This is a genomic window from Thermoplasmata archaeon (assembly GCA_038851035.1).
In the GTDB taxonomy this organism is placed as follows: domain Archaea; phylum Thermoplasmatota; class DTKX01; order VGTL01; family VGTL01; genus JAWCLH01.
Map to the genome: position 1 here is coordinate 35,941 of JAWCLH010000005.1, position 18,188 is coordinate 54,128.

Sequence of the window (18,188 nt, forward strand, 5' to 3'; positions counted from 1 at the left end):
GGTTCTTGTATATATAAATTTAGTAGCCCATCAGCCCACAACACCTGCTGCAGAGGGGGAAGACACCATCGGGTGCGCTCCGGAGGGCCCTCCTGAAGGCCCTGAATTTTTCATTGTTGTAGATGTCGAGGAGGGGGGTTTCTCGAATATTTCCCATCACGATATCCGGGAAGTCGCGACAGTTGACAACGTCCCCGTTCGGCATTATGTCAACTTGGAACCATGGCGCGAGGCACCTCTTCCAGCCTAGAAAATTCTCGGGATGGCGGTAGTAGGTCTCGAGCTCCCACGTCTCGAGCTGAGGGATGAAGAGGACTGGGGGGTCCATCCTAGATTTTTTAATAATCTCAACCTGCCTCGCGAGCAGGGCGGTGTCTATCTTAGAGGTGTCGCGGACATAGCTTTTCCAGGCGAATGGCTCGACCCCCAGAGCCCCCTTCATGACTTCGGAGTGCCTCCTCCCGACCTCCTCGCTCGTGAACCAAGAGTAGTAAACAGCCCTCACCTCGGGTCCAAGCGCCTTCGCCTCCTCAAGTGTCTCCAGGAGAACCGCTTGATTTGTCTCCGAAATAGTGGTGAGAGTGTAGACCACGGGGGTCGTCTTGCGTAGCTGCTTCTTGACCTCCTGAAGCCTCCGGAGCCCCCTCTCCATCGTGTCGAAGGCCCCCTTTAGCCCTCTGCACCGGTCGTGGATTTCCCGCGGCCCGTCGAGTGAGACACAGACCATGTCCCAGCCGCTCCTCACGATTTCCTCCGCGTTTTTCTCGAGCCCGACGCCGTTGGTCACAACCTGCACAGACAGACCATGCCGCTTCATATAGTCGACAAGGGGAACGAGGTCTTTATAGAGGAAGGGCTCGCCCCCGGTTATATAGATATGGGGCCTGAGGGGAGAGACTTCATCCACGAGGTTCATGTATGTTTCCAGAGGAACCTCGCCGACAACCTTGGGTGCGTCCGGTAGCCTGTTATAGCCCCGTTCTCCCCACTGGCCGCATATCGCGCATCTGTGGTTGCACCGGTGCGTGATTCTGATGCTGACCATCCAGAGTGAGGCGCTCCGGCCGTCAGGTCTTCTGTAGTCCCTCTTGGAAAGCCCGTATTTGTGATACACCCCCCGTATCATCTTCAGAAAAAGGCGCGGGTGGCGGCACATCGGGGTCCAGAGCTGGGTCGGGACCCTGTTGAACCTTTTCAGGGAGAACTCGGTCATTCCGGGGGCGCTGAAACGTCTCCCCGGAGATAAAGATAGCGTGGCTGGGGAGCTACGCACTCCATCGTCTTCAGGTAGCCGATGTTGGTGGGTCAACAAGAGAACGCAAAGCCTCCCAAGCCCTTTGGATGGTTGAAAGGCGCACGGGAGTCCATCCCCGGTTTTTTGTCCCATTAGCTAGCGGTCCAGAATTCTTCAGGAATTGGGCTCCCCAAAGCTGGACGAGATTGGGCGTTGGGGGAAACCAATTGGCCAGATAGCCCCCCGGATAAACGGTCGACTTCCCCAACTTCTTAATAGGGCGGACTCTCATCCGCCCTAGGGGTTGGGTCCCGGTTGAAGAAAGTCTACATAGCGGCCTGCGGAATAGGCCTGGGCCACATCGGCCGAATGGTTTCCGTTGCGGACCGCCTGAAGGAGATGGGAGTCGAGTGCGTTTTCTCGACCTACGGACCGGCCCAGAGGTACATCACGGAGGCAGGCTACCGTTCCTTTGAGTCGCCGGCTCTGATGTGGGAGGAGAACGAGGATGGCTCAATTGCAATGGGGCGGAGCCTAGCGCGCTGCGGAAGCTACATACGCATATTCCTCACCCACCTTAGGCATGAGGAGGAGAGAATTCGCTCTCAGAGACCGGACGCCATCGTCTCCGACTCGCGCTACTCGACCCTCTTCCTCGAAGATAAATTCGACGTCCCCTTCTTTTTTGTCTCGAACCAGATTCGCTTTCTGATGCCCCGGTGGATGGAGGGCGGCTGGCTTCGCCTCGCAAGCGAGCTGATTTCGCGGGTGAACTACCACTGGCTCCGGGACCCAGACGTGCTTTTTGTCCCAGATTTCCCTCCTCCGGACACGATATCCCGGGAGAACATGCAAGTACCCCCCGGAATGCTCAGACGCCTCACCTTCACAGGCCCCGTGTCAAGGAGGTCCCCCGAAGAGTTGCCAGATGTCGCGGATATAAGAAAGAAATGGGGGTTCGGGGAGGATCTCTTCGTGTATGCAGCGATAAGCGGCCCGGGGCGCTCTAGGGAGCCCTTAATAAAGATACTGACCCGCGTGCTGCCGGAATTCAGGAGGAAGTCTGTTATCGACAGAGGCGAGCCCGGGAGCGAGCTCAACGAGTGGAGGGGCGAGTACCTTAATATCCGCGGTTGGGCAAAGGACCGCTTCGAGCTATTGAAGGCCTGCGACGTCGTCGTCTCGAGGCCGGGGCTGACCACGATAAGCGAGATTATACGGTTCGGTAAGCCGTGCGTCTTGATACCGACCCCGACGCAATCTGAGCAGGAGGGGAACGCACGTAGCATGCGCGACCATGGCGCTGCAAGGGTAATAGAGCAGAGTAGGATGAGTGTAGAAGCGATGAGGGAGGCCCTGAGCGATATCGTCGGGCGCTCTTCGGAGTACCTAGCCCGCGCTCGGCGCCTCCAGAGGATGGCCGCGGAAATGAACGGCGCAGAATTCATGGCGCGCAGAATTCTCGAGTTCATCAGGTGAGCGCCCCCTACCCTTGCTTGATTAACGTTGTCCATTGGCCGCAGGGACCGCTTTCGAGTCCTTTCGAATCATATCCTCAACCCCTCTCCCTATCTGCTCTTCCGAGGAACTTCTGCAGGCCGCTATATCAACATCCCGGGCCGTTTAGCTCCCCATTGAATGGGGCGAGGGTCAGGTCACCGATACCTCACCCGGGGCTTTAGAATTCACCTCTCCGGGCCTACTCCCTTATTATCGCCCTCGCAAGTCTCTTGACCATCCTGAAGTGCCTCTCCTCCGCCGCACGAGAGTCAATCGACACGAGCACAACCGAATTTCTTTTCAAAGTATCATCTCTGATGTAGTTGAAGAATTTGAACACAGTGCTGAAGTCGTTCGAGCTGACCAGCTGGTTGAATATATCGAGGAGCACCACGCTACCCCCCTCCCCCACCACGAACCTCTCTCTCACTGCATTTATCTGGTCAACTAGCGATGGCCTCAGTGCGCTCGGCGCTTCCGCCTCAGTTACCCAGACCACACCCACTCCCTCCGGAATTCCGCGCGCGCTTCTGAGTTGCTCCGGTGGGTCAGAGGATATTATGAGCCCCCTCCTTCCCTCCCCGACTAGGCCGAGGAAGAGCGATACGGAGAGGCACGGAAACTCCTCATCCACGATGTACATCCCCCCCGGCTCAAGATTTCTCGGACCCGCCGCATTCATCCAGACAGGTAGAGCGCTTAGGGGGGTATCTAACTATCGCCATGGGAAGCCAAGTGATAAATATTATGCTTTCGAATAAGGGATCCGGTGAGCGCCGTGGAGCTTATAGATGGGGTGAGGGAGAAGAAGCTTAGGCTCATTCCGGACGAGCGCGGATGGCTGATGGAAATTCTCCGCTCGGACGAAGAGCTTTTCGAGAAGTTCGGCCAGGTATATGTAACCGCCTGCTACCCTGGCGTCGTAAAGGCCTGGCATTATCATAGGAGGCAGACAGACAACTTCTGCGCTGTCTGGGGAATGGCGAAGGTAGTTCTTTACGATGGGAGGGAGGGCTCGCCAACGAGGGGTAGAATAAATGAGTTCCACATCGGAGAGCTCAACCCGACTCTACTTAGAATCCCACCGCTCGTGCTCCACGGTTTCACGGCTGAAGGAGGCGAGCCCACCCTCATCGTCAACGTCCCCACGGAGGTCTACAACCGTGAGAAGCCCGACGAGCACAGGGTCCCCTACGACAGCCCCGAGATTCCCTATGACTGGAGGGTGAGACATGGGTAGACGAAGTTCAGGGCCGGAGGGCCCCCCTTGGCGGTTTTTCCAGTCGGTCTTGGGGTCCTCTCCGGAGGCGATTGGAGGGGCGGGGGGCTGCCCGAGCTCGTCCTCCCCTGAGAATTCACCAACCCGATCAAAGACGAAATCAGGTTGGAGACCAGCCGGGGGTGGGGCCGCGTGAGGCTCCTGGTCACTGGGGGCGCCGGGTTCATCGGGAGCAACTTCGTGCACTATATTTTCGAGAACCATCCGGACTGGAGCGTGACGGTTCTCGACAAGCTGACCTACGCGGGCAACCCGGACAACCTCAGGGACCTGCGGGGGAGGAGGGGCTACGGGTTCGTGAAGGGGGACATATGCGATCGGAGCGTCGTTGAGAGACTTGTCAGAAGATGCGACCTCGTGGTCAACTTCGCAGCCGAGACCCACGTCGACCGCTCGATTCTGGAGGCGGGGAGCTTCGTGATGACAGACGTCTACGGTACCTTCGTCCTTCTGGAGGCGGTGAGGAAGAGAAAGGGCTGCCGCTTTCTCCAGATATCAACAGACGAGGTTTACGGCGAGGCTGGGAGGAGGCCTCCGGCGGAGGACGCGCCCCTGATGCCCAAGAGCCCCTACGCCGCGAGCAAAGCGGGAGCCGACAGATTGACCTTTTCATATTGGTGCACCCATGGAACCTCCGTTGCAATCACGAGGTGCACAAACAACTATGGGCCTTACCAGTTCCCGGAAAAGCTGGTCCCCCTCTTCACTACCAACGCGATAATGGGAAAGCCCCTACCCGTCTATGGGAGCGGTAGGAACACCCGCGACTGGATTCATGTTCTAGACCACTGCAGGGCGCTGGATGCAGTAATTGAGCGAGCCCCGTTCGAGGGAGAGGTCTACAATATCGGTGCGGGTGAGGAGCACAGTGTTCTGGAAATAGCGGACATCGTTCTGAAGACTCTCAACAAGCCTGAGAGCTTGATAGAGCATGTCGCGGACAGGCCAGGCCACGTGACCCGGCACGCCGTCGACAGTAGGAAAATCAGGAGGGAGCTCGGCTGGGCCCCGAGAGAGGATTTCAGAAAGGCAATGAGGGAGACCGTTCTCTGGTACCGCGACAATGAGTGGTGGTGGAGAAAGCTGTTGAAGAAGAGGTTGGACTTCGCTGGAAGGTTCGCCCGGGCGCGCAACTAGCTCGCCCGGGCCATGCCCCATTTCTCCGGAGGACCTGGCCCCTTGTGCCGTCATAGCCCTTCAAAGGCCAGCCCGTCCATGTCCCGCATGACCTCCCCAGAGACCGCTCCTTTGTCGCCCGGCTCCCGCGCCGGTGTGTTCCCGGGCAGAGCGCGTTACATATCACCCATCCCATGGCCCCGCACCCTCGCCGCGGACATTGAAGGAACCCTGACAGACAAGTCCGGCCGCCGGACCTCGGCCCAGCTTGTCGGGGCTCTCAGAAGGTTGGAAGTGCAGGGGGTCTTAGTGATTCTCTGTTCGGGGAGGGGCGTGGAGTACCAGAGGACGCTCAGGAGGAGGTGGGGTCTGAGCCCCGAAGCCCCTCTGGTCGCTGAGAATGGATGCTCGATTTTTATTGGGGGCAGGGAGATACTGACCTATCGACCCACCGGCTTCAGGAGGGACAAGCTCCTTAAACGGCTGCAAGCGATGGGGGTCGGGGCCGTCGGCGAGCTTGACCCGGAAAAGAGGCACGCGATAACCGTTTATCCGAGAGGCTTCATGAAGGGAGGGGACTACACTGAAGAGGACATAGATCGCATCTGCGATTTCCTGAGAAAAGCGCTAAGAGGGGTCCAGTGTCGCATATTCCGGACCTCGGCCTCGGGAGAGGTGCTCCCGGCCGGTACGGATAAGGGGAGGGGGCTGAGGCTCCTCTTGCGCGAGCTCCGAATTCCTCCGTTGGAGGTGCTTTTTATAGGCGACGGACAGAACGATGTGCCGGCGGCGCGCTTCGTCAAACGAGCGGGGGGCAAGGTGGGGGTGCCGGCAAACGCTACAGGGGAGATGAGAGCGCTGGCGGACTATGTGTCGCGGGGAGCGTTCTACGAGGGCGCGCTCGAAATTCTAGAGGCCTTCTTTAATCGGTTCTCTTCGCAAAACAAAAGAGATAATAGAAGGGGGAGGCATTTAAGTCTTGATGAGGCTGAGGGGCATCAGGGCCGTCGTCACGGGCGGCGCGGGCTTCATCGGCTCGCACATAGTTGACTCGCTACTCTCGGAGAATGATGTGGTGGTGGTAGACGACTTTTCAACAGGCAAAGAGGAGAACCTCATCGCCCACGGCGCGGGTCCGCGTTTCGCGGATGGGGATGCGGAACCAATAGGGGGAGTGGAGGGAGGTGGCATGAGGCGCGCCGAAGGATTCGCGGGGCCCCCTGCCGAGATGGAGGGAGAGGGCGGGAGCAGCGGCAGGTGCGCGAGAGGGCCCAGGAAAGTCCCGCTCACGGGGGAGGGAGCAAGGGGGGGGAGAAGGAGGGGGCGAGAATTTGCCCGCCGGCGTGGGCTGATAATCCTCAGGGGCTCGGTGACTGACGAAGGGCTCCTCCGACTCGCGCTCAGGGACGCGGACGTCGTCTTCCACCTAGCTGCCATTCCCGGAGTTCCTGCGAGCGTCCGAGACCCCGCCGGAACGGCGCGCGTGAATCTCATGGGAACCTTGGCGGTGCTTGAGGCCGCGCGCCACTGCGGCGTGAGCAAGGTCATTTTCTCGTCCTCGTGCGCGGTTTATGGAGACGCCAGACCGCCGGTCAGCGAGACGACACTGCCGTGCCCGAAATCGCCCTACGCGGTCCAGAAGCTAGCTGGTGAGCACCTGTGCCGCGTCTACCACGAGCTCCATGGCCTGAAGACGGTTTGCCTGCGCTTATTCAACGTTTTCGGTCCCAGGCAGGACCCCGAATCCGAGTACGCGGCCGTGATCCCACGGTTCGTGAAGGATATGAGGGAAAGGGGACGAGTGACGATATTCGGCGATGGAAGGCAGACGAGGGACTTTATTTACGTCGGGGATGTTGTGAGGGCCACCCTTCTAGCGGCGGAGAGGAGTTCCGCTGATGGGAGGGTCGTGAATGTCGCAACTGGAAAGGGGACGAGTGTGAGCGAGCTCGCGAGGGAGCTTGCAGCCGTCCTCGGCCTCCCGCTGCGGGTCAGACGGGCCAGCCGTAGGGAGGGGGACATAAGGCACTCATGGGCCGACACGACGCTCGCCCAGAAAGTTCTGGGCTTCAGGGCCTGCGTTCCGCTTCGCAGAGGCCTCCGCGCGCTCGCCTCCGCCCTCCCTTGCTGAGCCCCTTCCAGAGAGCATAACCGCCACCGAGATTAGAATCAGCACAACGCCCACGGATATCGAAATTCCCCGGAAGAGTAGGACGTTGCCCCCCTTTATCGTGGGCACGAGAGCTCCGAGTGAGACTAGTAAAATTCCGGGCAGGAGGAAGCCGACCACGAAGGGGAGTCTCTCGAGCCCGCTCCAGCGCTCCCACAGACCCTCCCACCTACGTGCCCTCTCCATCTCCCTGTACTGGTCGAGCTGCCCAAGCCTGTAGACCGCTTGCATATTGTGCGGGTTGACCTTGAGCACCCTCCTGTAGAAGTCAGCCGCCTCATCCCTCCGGCCAATCCTCCGCGCCGCCTCAGCCCTCAGAAATAGGCCATCCTCTTCGAGCGGGTTCAGAGCGACGGCCCTGCATGCCAGCTCCAGCGCTCTATAATGGTCTCCAAGCTCGAGAAGCGCACGCGCCGAGTTACAAGCGGCGGCGTAGTGCGAGGGGCTGAGCTCCAAGGCCTTTTCCGCGCTCTCCAGAGCGTCCCTGTATCTCCCGAGCTCGAGCAGGGCAAAGGCGCGGTCGTTCCAGAGGTCGGGGTCCCCTGGCTTTATCCTAAGCGCTCTGTCGTAGCAATCGAGCGCCCTCGCCGGCCGGCCAAGGCTTATGTGGCAAAAAGCGCTCTCGTGCAGGGCCTCCGCGCCCAGCGAATCCCCCTCCGGAATTCTCTCGAGCAGCCTCAAGGCGGCTTCAAAGTCCTCACGCCCGAGCGCCCGGCGCGCTTCAGCCATCAGCTCCTCGGCCTCTCCGGGCACCCGCAATCACCCACCGGCCCCGCTCGAGAGCCGCTTGAGCACCGCCACCCTCTCCTCAGTGGGGGGCTGGCTGGAGAAGAGGGCGCTAACCCAGCCCCGCCTGAAGGGGCTGATGGCGAAAAGATGAGCGGTCGCGGGGTTGGCCCCGAGATGGCTCCCACCGGCCCCAGACTCCAGCTTCTCCAGGGCTCTGGCGAGCGCGGGCGCACTGGCACCTAGGGCCAAGGCCACCTTGTCCGCCCTGGTCTCCCTTCCCCGCGGGGCAGAGAGATGAATCAAGAGGCTGAAGAAGGGTGCGGCAATGGCTAGGACAGGGATTATCAGCGGGTAAAGCTCGCTCCCCCTCTCCTCCAGAAGCGGGCGCGCGAGACTCCCAACGGGGGAGGCTAGCGCGGCCGCCAAGGTGGCGGGCGCGAGCTCTCTCTCCCTTATGTGGGCTAGCTCGTGAGCCAAAAGCGACTCCAGCTCCTCCTCGCTCAGCCGCTCCAGAAGCCCTGTGCTCAGTGCGATGACTGCGCGGGAAGGGCCGCGGCCAGCGGATAGGAGGTTTGGGGCGTCCGAAACCATGAGGGCTACTCTCGGAGGGGGGAGTCGCGCTCGTGAGGAGAGTTCCCTAAGCCTTCCGTAGACCTCCGGCAGCTGCACTTCGTCCACAACCCGGGCCCCGCTGGCCCTCAGAACCCAGCTTTCCGATAGGTAATATATCAGGAGGTCAAACCCAGCACCGCACGCGGTGAAGACCAGCACGAGCCCCTGAGAAAGGCCGAAGGGTCTGCCCAGGACATAGCCGAACGCGGCGAAGACATCGATGGGGACTAGCAGCAACATGAGCAGCCGGGCTGCGGACGGCAGAACGAATATACTGACCAGCACAGAAAGTATGAAGAGGGCGGGAACCCAGAGGCCCGACATCCCAGTCAGGAAGGCCGCTACATAGCCCAAGCCCATCATGAAGCATGCGAGGACTGAGTGGAGCGCAAGCGATATCGCGCCGTCCTCGGAGCTCACGACTGATAAGAAGCAGCCGGCGGAGAGGAAGAGGAGCGCCGTTAGGATGGTGGCGCCGAGCGCCAGGCCGAGCAGCGCTCCGGCGCAACCAGCCGCCACTGTTACTAGTGCCGATAGGAGCGCCCTCTGGACGCTCCTGAGGACTGGGATATACAGAGATAGGAAGAGAGACAGGAGGAAGGCTCCGCTGACCCAGAGCTGCGCTCTACCGTACAAGGCTCCCGCGACGTGGCCCGCACCCATCACCAGTGTGGAGAAAACACCCGTGGTCATCAACCATACCACCGTTCTGGAGCGCAGGGCCGTCCCGAGCGCCAGCCCGGCAAGAAACAGAATACCCGAAACGGGCGCAATCATTCTGGGCGAGAAGGGCGCGACCAGCAGCGCTGTCAGGCCCGCGAGCACAACTCCTCCCGCAAAACCCCTGAGTAGCGCGGGCGTTTTTTCCTCCACAATCGAGAATGCCCGTTCATGAAGAAAACCTTTTTCCCATCGCCCGCCATCTCCCGCCAAGGACATGGGCTGTCCAAAGGGCGAGCGAATCGTGGGCGTGATGAAAATAGAGTTCTATGGAGGCGCCGGCACCGTCACCGGCTCGCACTATGTTGTCCAGACGCCAGGGGCGAGAATCGGCATAGACGCCGGCCTCTTTCAAGGACCGCCCGAGCTCGAAGCGCTCAACTCCGCCGGTTTCGGCAACTCAGTTGGGGAATTAGACGCCCTCGTCCTCACCCACGCCCACATAGACCACAGCGGGAGGCTACCGCTCCTCATTAGGTGGGGCTTCGAGGGCAGAATAATATCCACATCCGCCACGGCCGACCTCTGTGACATAATGCTCCGCGACTCCGCCCACCTCCTGATGGAGGATGCCGAGAGGAAGGCCCGGCGGCGCAGGGCTGCCCCCCGCCCCCTCTACACCCTCGAAGACGTGGATGCAGTGATGCGCAGGTTCGAGACGGTGGAATATGAAAGGGAGTTCCGGGTTGGTGACGTGAAGGTCCGTTTACTCGACGCCGGCCACATCCTCGGCTCTGCGATGATAGAGCTCGAGGCTGAGGGAAAAAAGGTGGTTTTCAGCGGCGACCTCGGGAGACCCGGGGCGCCCCTCCTGCGGGATCCAACTAGAGTCGAGGATGCGGACGCCCTCGTTCTTGAATCTACCTATGGAGGGAGGGTCCACTCCGAAAAGGCCGACCGCTCCGGGAAGCTCTTTAGGGTCGTGAAGTCCACAGTGGAGGCGGGCGGGAATGTCATCATCCCGGCCTTTGCAGTGGGCAGGACCCAAGACGTTCTCTACACCCTCAATCCTTACATGGAGGCCGGCGAGCTGCAAGGCCTCAGGACCTTCGTGGACAGCCCGATGGCCATAAAAGCCGGCGAGATATACCGGAATCACCCCGAGTGCTTCGACGCCGAAACTCTGGCGCTTCTAGAGAGTGGCGACGACCCCCTCGACTTCCCGGGTGTCCATCTGACCCGCACGCTCGAGGAATCTAGAAAAATCGACCGGGTACGCCAGCCCCACATTATTATTTCTGCCAGCGGGATGTGCACGGGGGGGAGAGTGCTGCACCACCTATCCCGCAATATCGGCAGGCCCGAATGCACCGTCCTCTTCGTCGGATACCAAGCCATCGGGACCCTGGGCCGCAAGCTGAGGGATGGCGCTAGGAGCGTCAGGATACTGGGCAGGGTCCGGGAGGTTTTGGCGAGGGTCGAGGCACTAGACAGCTTCTCTGCCCACGCCGACCATTCTGAGATTATGGAGTGGCTGCGCGGGTTCAAACGATTTCCGGAGAACGTCTTCCTCGTCCACGGCGAGAAGGAGGGTGCCAACGCCCTAGCAAGCGCTATAGCTCTGGAGTGGGGAGCCCGCACCCGAATTCCATGGCCGGGGAGTTCCTGGGAGCTCTAACCGCTCTGCGGGCTCTGGCCACCTCTACCGGAGCCCGTCAATGACTAGACTGGGGGCCATGTGATTTGGGAAGGGATGGAATTGGCGCTGTCCAGTAACGACACCACCTCATGGGATGGCATAATCACGCTAGGGCCATCTTCCTCGTCAGGGCAAGGGGGACCAGAATAACGACAAGAACGGTGGCGTAGGGGCCGACTGGTGTCTGCTGGGGAGCGGACGCCTCCACTCTTATGCTGGTGCCGTAGACCGATAGCCCACCCCACTCGACGAGCGGGAAAAACACATAGGTGCCGGGTGAGAGGAGACGAATCGTTAGGGCCAGGCGGGCCTCCCTCCCCGGAGCGAGGGTGGGGACGGGTATGTGGGGCGTCTCGGCGATTCTCCCCTTCTCCACGAGGCCCCTCTCTTTGAAGTCGAGGAAGAAGTGGGCCTTCGCGCCCTGAATCGTCTGGTTGGAATGATTGCGCAGAATCACCCTACGCGTCAGGAGCGCCCCCGTCTCTCCATAGCATACCTTCTCCCCGCTCTCGAGCTGGAGGAGAATGGGCGAGCGCACGGAGACCGGTCTGGAGATATTGCTTGTGGTTCCGTCAAGATTTCCCCTGAAATCTAGAAAGAAGCTACCCCCCGTTTCCGAAGCCCGGCAGATTTTGGGCTGGATTGAGAATTCCCTCGGCACCTGCACGCCCGGCCTCATTCCGCCGAGCTCGATGTGTCTGTCCCACTCCACTCTGGATTTGACGAGACTTATGAACTCCTCGAAGCGCTCTTCAGCTGGGTAGTCGTTGAGTTCTCCGCGCGCCTCGATGTCCGTTCTGAGCCTTACCTCGACTCTGGCCTCCATGACTGGGAGCGATTTCCTGCTCTCAAAATAGACTGTGACCGTGGTCCTTTTCCCGAGCTCGAAGACGTCGCTCGATAGCTCCACGCCGAGAAGCTCCCTCGCCGCCAACGTGAACTCGAATCTCGTCACATTATAGGCGCCAAGGGGCCCGACGTCATAGCCGTAGATGGCGACCCCATCCCCGATGCTCACGACTGGCTGAATGAGTCGGGTGCCGAGTGAGGGCAGGGATGAGCCGTTGAAGGTGAAGAGGCGAGTTGCCCCGGGGGGAATACTCCCGACCTCAAAGGTCACAGGGGCGGTTGGGTCCGACGCTGGAGGGGCATCCGCGACGTCCCTAGCCTGGAGCGTTAGAGTGGGGTTGAGTGGCAAGGCGCCCCAATTGGTGAAGTTCACCCGCGCCGTGTAGCTCTGCCCGACTCCTAACATAGCGGTCCTTCCGTTGTCGCAGGGCAGCTCGAACTTGCACGAGAGCGGCTGGAGGAACACGGCGGCCGCCAGATGCCTGCTTGAGATTTCTCCTCTCCTCATAACTGCGGTCAGGAAGTACTCACCCGGCGCAGGCGCGGACACTTTCACCTCCAGAACGAATCTCCCACCGCCGGAGAGCGTCACGTTGGTGACCGTGGGCGAAACGCTCAGGCCGGGGGCTGAGACCTCGACCGTGAAGCAGGCCTCGATGGGCAGGTAGCTGTTGAGAGAGACATTGGCGATCATCACCCTTCCCGTGAGTTCGAAAAAGAAGGACCTCTCCCAGATGACCTCGAACTCAATGCCCGTGGTGGTCTGGGGCGATGAGGACGGAACCAATGCCAGCAGAATAAGCGCAGCGAGCGAGGCGCGCGCGAGAGCCACGGCCCTCATCTGACCACCTCGCTTCTCCTGAAGAACCACCCCGCCAGTGCAGCAAAGGCCGCGGCCTCCAGCGCGAGCGCGGCCGCCGGTAAGGGACTATCGAGCGCGCCGTCGACCAAGTCGACCGTGGTGAGGTACTCGTGGTATCCCGGGCTCAGAATCATTGCCCCCCCTGCCATCTCGACCGGGAAGTACCCCGATGTGAAGAATATTAGAAGCACCGCAACCAGTCCCGCGAAGGGCGCACCGCGTCCCCTTACCGCGGCAGATATGAGGAGGAGGAGGGAGAGCCCCGCGAAGAAGAGCAACGTTGCGGAGAGCAGCCTCGCAAGCCACAGAATCGCAAATTGTTCCCCGAGCCCCTGTGTGAGATAGACGGCACAGAGCGCCGCAAGGGTCAGTAGCCAGGCGATGATGGGGACGAGCGCCTTTGCGGCGAGCATAACGCCCCGGCTCGCGGGCGTTCCGAAGAGAAGCGGGGCCGTACCCCTCTCATGCTCCCTCGAAATTGCGTCGACCCCGAAGACGAAAGCACAGCCCAACGCCGCGAGCACCACGAGAGGCCCCTGGGATATGGCCGTCTCATAAGGAAAAGTGTCAGGGGGCAGGTACGAACCGAGCAAGAGAAGGGCAGCGAGGAATAGGGAGTAGGCAAGGACCTTCCAGTTCCTTATGTTGATAAGAAGCTCCTTGCGCAGCGAAGCCGAGAGGGTGCGGAGCGGGCCATAACCGCCCTTTTTATTATCACTCATGGCGGGAGCTCTCCCACCGGCCCGGAAAGGACCGGCACCTGTGGCTCCTCTCTCCTCGTAACGATTCGCACTTCTTCCCACCCTTCCCTCCGCCCCCTCCTTCCCATCCCGCTCCCTAGCCGAGCCAACATTCGCCAACGCCCCGTCTTCCCCTCCCCCCCTTTCGTCCCATCCCTGCGCTCTCATGCCTTCTCTCTCTCCTCCCCCCGATTCTATCTCTCTATCCGCCGCCGCCATTAGCTCACCACCTCTGAGAAGAGCTTCTCTAGAGCGGGTCCGTCCATACTTCCCGTGAACTTCACCTCGCCCTCGTGCAGCAGGCATACCCGGTCTGCCACGAGAGCGGCCTCGCGGAGGTCGTGGGAGGATATCAGAACCGAGGCCCCCCTCTCCTTGAGAGTGCCGATGATTTGCCGTAGGAGCAATCTGCCCAGAGGATCGAGGCCGGTGGAGGGCTCGTCCCAGAGCACGAGCTCCGGCTCCCCGACCAAGGAGAGCGCGAGGCAGAGCCTCTGCCTCATTCCCTTCGAGAACTCCCTGACGAGCTTCCTTTCCCTCTGAAGCCCGACGAGCTCTAGCAGCTCCTGCGTCCGTCTCCTAGCCTCACGGGCCGGGAGGCCACGAAGGGTGCAGAAGTACTCCATGTTCTCGCGAGCGGTGAGCTCGTCATAGCATGCGGCGTTCTCGGGAAGATAACCCGTAATAGCGCGGGCCTCTCTGGGTCTGAGGCCCTTCCCTCCCATTCGGACGGCGCCGGACGAGGGTTCCAGAAATCCTGCGGCGATTTTGAGGAGCGTGGATTTACCAGCGCCGTTGGGTCCGACGAGAACCACGACCTCCCCGCTACCTACATTGAGCGTCACATTGTTTAGGGCCCGGAAGCCGTCGTAATACCTGCTCACTCGCTCGAACTCCATCACCCCTCCTCCCTCCTTCTCGATGGCCTCAGGATGTAGGCCGCGGCCGCTACGGTAACGAGTAAGAGCGCGGCCCCGGCCGCGGGGTTGGTCTCTCTAGAATGAGAAGTCTTCTGGCCGATGAGCCATACGTCTGGGTTGTACGGCGCAGGGTCGCTGTTGTCGCCCACACCGTCGCCGTCAGCGTCCCTCCAGTCGAGCGGGTCCTCCGGAAAGGCGTCGGCCGTGTCCGTGTATCCATCACCGTCTGAGTCCGCGTCCTCGACCACCCTGAGATAGAGAATCATTGTCCCGTAGAATTTGATGTCCGGAATCATCCTCCAGCAGATGTAGAGCCTGTGCTTGTATTCGATGAGGCGTGGGTCGTTATCCATGCTGACGAAGTTTGGCCTCCAGTCGTCCAGGAAGGACCAGCCAGTGGGGAGTCCCGCTGGGTCGAGCTCTACTGGCCTCGCGCCCTTGAGCTGCCAGGCGGGGGGGACGGTCTCGTCACCTGGAGGAGTGGCCTCCCTTATCTCGCTCCACGCCTCCCCGTCGTAGCTCCGTAGGCCTATGTCATAGTCCTCCCCGGTCGAGACGTAGTCGTTTGAGGTGGCCCAGGCAAGGTATATTTTTTGTTTGTAGACAGTCACTCCGATTCGGCCCAGGCCCGTCGCCCGGCCGGCCTTCGTCACCGGGGCCGCCTCCCTCGGCTCGCTCCAGCGCTCGCCGTCGAAAACGGAGTGCTGGACGGCCGCGGACAGCATATATTGCCCCCTCGGCACGCCCATTACCCTCCAGAAGACGTGCAGCTCCGGCCGGCCGGTTCTAGGGTTGTCATAGTAGATGAGTTTTGGATATGAGTCCTTGTAGCCGGGGTCCGTCGACTCGGTAATGAGTGTGAGGGGTCCGAGAGCCTCACCATCATAGCTCCTTGCGAATAGCTGCCATCTCCAAGCCGCGGGGTTGCGGAAGTCTATCCTCTCCCAAACGATATACAGTTTGTCCCCGAGCGCCATCGCGGTGGGTTCCTCGTTGTAGTCCCTGTCGGTGTCGGGCGAGACCTTGACCGGTGGGTCCCACCTCTCCCCGTCGAAGGCGCGGAGCCAGATATCTGAGTAGAGGTACCCATCGTACTGGACATTCCTTTCCCAGACCACATAGAGCTTTCCTTTGAAGACCGCGGCTGTGGGGAACTGGTTAGCCCCCCTCCTTGAGAAGTTGTAGGGCTCGACGGGGCCGTTGACCATGAAGTTCTCACTCCATCTCTCGCCGTCGAAGCTCTTGATGAGAATCTCGACCCAACCGACATTGGCCTCAGGGACCTGGGCCCTATCTGCGCTCGCCCAGACCACATAAAGCTTGTCCTTGAAGACGACGGGGAATAGCTTCTCATTCCTGTGCTCTCCCTCGAAAGTGGAGACGGAACCGGTGAGGCTCTTGACTTCGCTGAGCGAGACGATTCCGCCGATATTCTCATAGGTCCGGTAGTAGAGGTTGCCGTGGTGACCGCGCCAGACGCCGCTGGGGTCGTCGCCCTCCCAGAATATGTATAATTTCCCTCTGAATTCAATCACCTGCGGGTCCCGGATGTAGTGCTCCGCGCCCGTCCAGTCCGCGGCGACGGAAATAGTCTGAGGGATTGGGACGGCGCTCGCAGCGGGGAACTGGGGAAGGAGGAGGAGGACGATGAGGATGGTCGGGGCCGGCCAGGCGGGGAGGGCATCCCGTTCGTTTCGGGCTCTGGGTGGCGGCGTTAATACGGTCCTGGGGGGCCTCATTCTTCCACCACCCCTCGATTTCTAAATAACTCTCTTGACGCACAGTACAGGGTCTTTCCCTTCCATATCCCCCCGCGCCCGCCGCGGACGAGTAGAAGCGGCGCGGAGAACGCCAAAAGTATTGCAAGCGCGGCCGCGATGGCACAGGTCCTGGGTGCCTTCGTCACCTCTACTGTGACCGTGTTGACCTCCGCGTCGGTCCCATTAAGTTCGACTCCCAGGACGTGCCTTCCCTCACGCGCCCTCCAGACAAGAGACACCTCTTTAATGTCCCCTGGCAGGAGCTCGAGCGGCCCCTCCCTAGGGGAGCTCCGGGCGCCGTCCACGGTGAGCCAGAGGCTGATGGTGGTGCCGAGGTCGCCTGTGTTGTTCAGGGTAAGTCTCAGCTTCACTTCCGAGCCTTCCGTCGCCCTTGATGGCCCCTGCAAGAAGCCCTCGATTCTGGTTGCCGGTGACCTTCCCAAACAGTACAGCTGGCCATCCTTGGTGCAGGCAAAGACTCTCCCATCCGCGAGAACGGGTGAGGAGAAGAATGGCGATTCCGAATGGAAGGTCCATTCCAAGAAACCACTGGTCCGAGCACACACCATGGTACCCCTACCGCCGCTCGTACCGAAGTATACATAGCCACGAGCGGCCGCGGCCGAAGTATCCACGGGGGCGAATGGCAGGCCCCAGAAGCGCTGGTTTCTGTCGGGATGGTGCCCGACAAACTCAGCCGATGTTCCAATGTAGAGGCCTCCGCCAAGAAGCGCTGGAGAGGAAATCGAGGCAGGATAGCTCGTGTTGAACTGGTAGGTGCCGTCGGGAATGTAGAACTGGTAGAGGCTAAAGATGGAGAGCTCCTCTCGGAGAACGGAGACGAAGACATAGTTCTCGGACTTCTCATATGAGATCGCTGGCGTGGCGCGAATTCTCCCGCCAAGTTCGGCCGACCACAAGATATCTCCGTCGGTGAGGTTGAGGCACAGGAACCTTCCGGCCTCGTTCCCGATAAGAACCTTGCCGCCCCTGACAGCCGGAGAGCAAAGATGAACAGGGGCTCCCGTGTCCCTCTCCCAGCGCTTGGTGCCTGTAGCGTTGAGGCAGTAGACGTATCCGTCTCCGGCCGCAATAAGGATATGGCCCTTGTGCACAACCGGGGAGGAAGAGATTCCGATCTCCGAGGAGCGCGCTCTGAACTCCCACGCGGTCTCCCCTGTGAGTGCATCAACCGCCAGAAACCGCCCATCGCTTAGACCGAAAAAAACCATTCCCGAGTGGAAGGCTGGGCTGGAGTACTGCCTGTCAGACGCACTCAGGTTCTTTTGCCAGAGAAGTCTCCCCGAATATTCATCGAGGCAGAGGAGCCTCGCCGGTCCCCGGCCGCGCCCGCCAGCGAGCACAAAGACCTTTCCATCTGCCACGCAAGGCGTTGAGTCCACGGGCGAGCTAAGGTCAGTGGTCCATTGGGTCAGATTTGAGAGGGGAGCGGGTGAGAGCGACTCGCCCGTCCTCCCAGAAGTGGAACGGAACATCGGCCAGGGGTACTTCGAGAGCGGGTCGGGAACGGGAGGGGACAGGTCTGAAGGGCACCAAGCGATCGCATCTCCGGGGCGCAGGAGCAGCTCTCTGGCGCCCCTCTCCCATGGCTCCCAGCGGCTGTTGGAGATGTTCCATAACAAGAGGCACCAGACCCATGAATCGGGAGGTGGGCTCAGACCGCCTATCTCGATAAAAATCTGCCCGCCGCTCTCGTCGTACTGGAACACCTTGTCTAGGTCCGAGGCTGCGGAGTAGGAGACGGAGACGGCGTCAGCAGCTCCGGAGATCCGAACCTTCCCCCACACATAGTATTCCTCTCTGAAATAAAAGAGCACCTCGACACTCTCCGGGTCGCCGCCCGCACCCCTAGCCTGAGGGAACGGCGTGAGAATCGGCAGCGCTAGAAGCAGGACGATGGTAATGGCGACCGGAGCCCTTCCAGATGACCGGACGCTCATCCTTTTTCCCTTCTCCCTCCCGGCCTTCACCACGCTTGGCCCTTACCATATTATTTAATATCATTTTTATGGTTCATTGGTTCTAATCAGCTTAATA

General features: G+C 60.6%; 15 protein-coding genes. 6 read left to right on the forward strand and 9 right to left on the reverse strand.

Annotation, left to right across the window (positions count from 1 at the left end; translation table 11 throughout):
* Nucleotides 1-19: 19 nt before the first annotated feature.
* The gene (locus tag QW379_02540; protein ID MEM2869286.1) at nt 20-1,213 is read right to left on the reverse strand and encodes a radical SAM protein; all 1,194 of its coding nucleotides are present in this window, start codon (nt 1,211-1,213) and stop codon (nt 20-22) included.
* 336 nt (nt 1,214-1,549) lie between these two features.
* Between QW379_02540 and QW379_02545 the strand changes: the two genes are divergently transcribed.
* A complete protein-coding gene (locus QW379_02545; GenBank protein MEM2869287.1) occupies nt 1,550-2,713 on the forward strand; it encodes a glycosyltransferase in 1,164 nt (387 codons plus the stop codon).
* A 220-nt stretch (nt 2,714-2,933) separates the two neighbouring features.
* Here QW379_02545 and QW379_02550 read toward each other — a convergent pair whose 3' ends face one another.
* Nucleotides 2,934-3,416 (reverse strand): DUF835 domain-containing protein, encoded by a 483-nt coding sequence (locus QW379_02550; protein MEM2869288.1) that lies wholly within the window; start codon nt 3,414-3,416, stop codon nt 2,934-2,936.
* 96 nt (nt 3,417-3,512) lie between these two features.
* On the opposite strand from QW379_02550, the gene QW379_02555 reads away from it, so the two are divergent.
* From QW379_02555 to QW379_02570, 4 genes are all read left to right on the forward strand, one after another.
* Nucleotides 3,513-3,974 (forward strand): dTDP-4-dehydrorhamnose 3,5-epimerase family protein, encoded by a 462-nt coding sequence (locus QW379_02555; protein ID MEM2869289.1) that lies wholly within the window; start codon nt 3,513-3,515, stop codon nt 3,972-3,974.
* A 171-nt stretch (nt 3,975-4,145) separates the two neighbouring features.
* Entirely contained in the window at nt 4,146-5,150 is a 1,005-nt protein-coding gene (gene rfbB / locus QW379_02560; protein MEM2869290.1) for a dTDP-glucose 4,6-dehydratase, read from the forward strand.
* 87 nt (nt 5,151-5,237) lie between these two features.
* Entirely contained in the window at nt 5,238-6,179 is a 942-nt protein-coding gene (locus QW379_02565) for an HAD-IIB family hydrolase (GenBank protein ID MEM2869291.1), read from the forward strand.
* Nucleotides 6,112-7,260 carry an NAD-dependent epimerase/dehydratase family protein gene (locus tag QW379_02570; GenBank protein ID MEM2869292.1) on the forward strand — a complete coding sequence of 383 codons (1,149 nt, stop codon included), beginning with the start codon at nt 6,112-6,114 and terminating at the stop codon, nt 7,258-7,260. The genes QW379_02565 and QW379_02570 overlap by 68 nt, the downstream gene beginning before the upstream one ends.
* Here the strand turns inward: QW379_02570 and QW379_02575 are convergent.
* Both QW379_02575 and QW379_02580 read right to left on the reverse strand, forming a co-directional pair.
* Complete coding sequence (locus QW379_02575) at nt 7,159-8,052, reverse strand: tetratricopeptide repeat protein (protein MEM2869293.1); 894 nt, start codon at nt 8,050-8,052, stop codon at nt 7,159-7,161. The two genes, QW379_02570 and QW379_02575, sit on opposite strands and share 102 nt — an antisense overlap.
* A gap of 6 nt (nt 8,053-8,058) precedes the next feature.
* Nucleotides 8,059-9,513: a M48 family metalloprotease gene (locus tag QW379_02580; GenBank protein ID MEM2869294.1), complete on the reverse strand. Its 1,455-nt coding sequence runs from the start codon at nt 9,511-9,513 to the stop codon at nt 8,059-8,061.
* Between the two features lie 64 nt (nt 9,514-9,577).
* Between QW379_02580 and QW379_02585 the strand changes: the two genes are divergently transcribed.
* Nucleotides 9,578-10,978 (forward strand): MBL fold metallo-hydrolase, encoded by a 1,401-nt coding sequence (locus QW379_02585; protein MEM2869295.1) that lies wholly within the window; start codon nt 9,578-9,580, stop codon nt 10,976-10,978.
* Between the two features lie 124 nt (nt 10,979-11,102).
* Here QW379_02585 and QW379_02590 read toward each other — a convergent pair whose 3' ends face one another.
* From QW379_02590 to QW379_02610, 5 genes are all read right to left on the reverse strand, one after another.
* Entirely contained in the window at nt 11,103-12,689 is a 1,587-nt protein-coding gene (locus QW379_02590; protein MEM2869296.1) for a hypothetical protein, read from the reverse strand.
* On the reverse strand, nt 12,686-13,570 hold the full coding sequence (locus tag QW379_02595) for an ABC transporter permease subunit (protein ID MEM2869297.1): 885 nt from the start codon (nt 13,568-13,570) through the stop codon (nt 12,686-12,688). Before QW379_02595 ends, QW379_02590 begins: the two co-directional genes overlap by 4 nt.
* Nucleotides 13,571-13,668: 98 nt before the next feature.
* Nucleotides 13,669-14,349, reverse strand: a complete 681-nt coding sequence (locus QW379_02600; protein MEM2869298.1) for an ABC transporter ATP-binding protein — start codon at nt 14,347-14,349, stop codon at nt 13,669-13,671.
* Nucleotides 14,349-16,109: a hypothetical protein gene (locus tag QW379_02605; GenBank protein ID MEM2869299.1), complete on the reverse strand. Its 1,761-nt coding sequence runs from the start codon at nt 16,107-16,109 to the stop codon at nt 14,349-14,351. The genes QW379_02600 and QW379_02605 overlap by 1 nt, the downstream gene beginning before the upstream one ends.
* Complete coding sequence (locus QW379_02610) at nt 16,106-18,124, reverse strand: PQQ-binding-like beta-propeller repeat protein (protein ID MEM2869300.1); 2,019 nt, start codon at nt 18,122-18,124, stop codon at nt 16,106-16,108. Before QW379_02610 ends, QW379_02605 begins: the two co-directional genes overlap by 4 nt.
* Nucleotides 18,125-18,188 lie beyond the last annotated feature (64 nt).

Excerpts from the sequence above, each read along its gene's own strand:
- QW379_02540 (MEM2869286.1), bottom strand. The coding sequence starts at position 1,213 with ATGACCGAGTTCTCCCTGAAAAGGTTCAACAGGGTCCCGACCCAGCTC.
- QW379_02550 (MEM2869288.1), bottom strand. The coding sequence starts at position 3,416 with ATGAATGCGGCGGGTCCGAGAAATCTTGAGCCGGGGGGGATGTACATC.
- QW379_02565 (MEM2869291.1), top strand. The coding sequence starts at position 5,238 with ATGACCTCCCCAGAGACCGCTCCTTTGTCGCCCGGCTCCCGCGCCGGT.
- QW379_02570 (MEM2869292.1), top strand. The coding sequence starts at position 6,112 with ATGAGGCTGAGGGGCATCAGGGCCGTCGTCACGGGCGGCGCGGGCTTC.
- QW379_02585 (MEM2869295.1), top strand. The coding sequence starts at position 9,578 with ATGGGCTGTCCAAAGGGCGAGCGAATCGTGGGCGTGATGAAAATAGAG.
- QW379_02590 (MEM2869296.1), bottom strand. The coding sequence starts at position 12,689 with ATGAGGGCCGTGGCTCTCGCGCGCGCCTCGCTCGCTGCGCTTATTCTG.
- QW379_02600 (MEM2869298.1), bottom strand. The coding sequence starts at position 14,349 with ATGGAGTTCGAGCGAGTGAGCAGGTATTACGACGGCTTCCGGGCCCTA.
- QW379_02605 (MEM2869299.1), bottom strand. The coding sequence starts at position 16,109 with ATGAGGCCCCCCAGGACCGTATTAACGCCGCCACCCAGAGCCCGAAAC.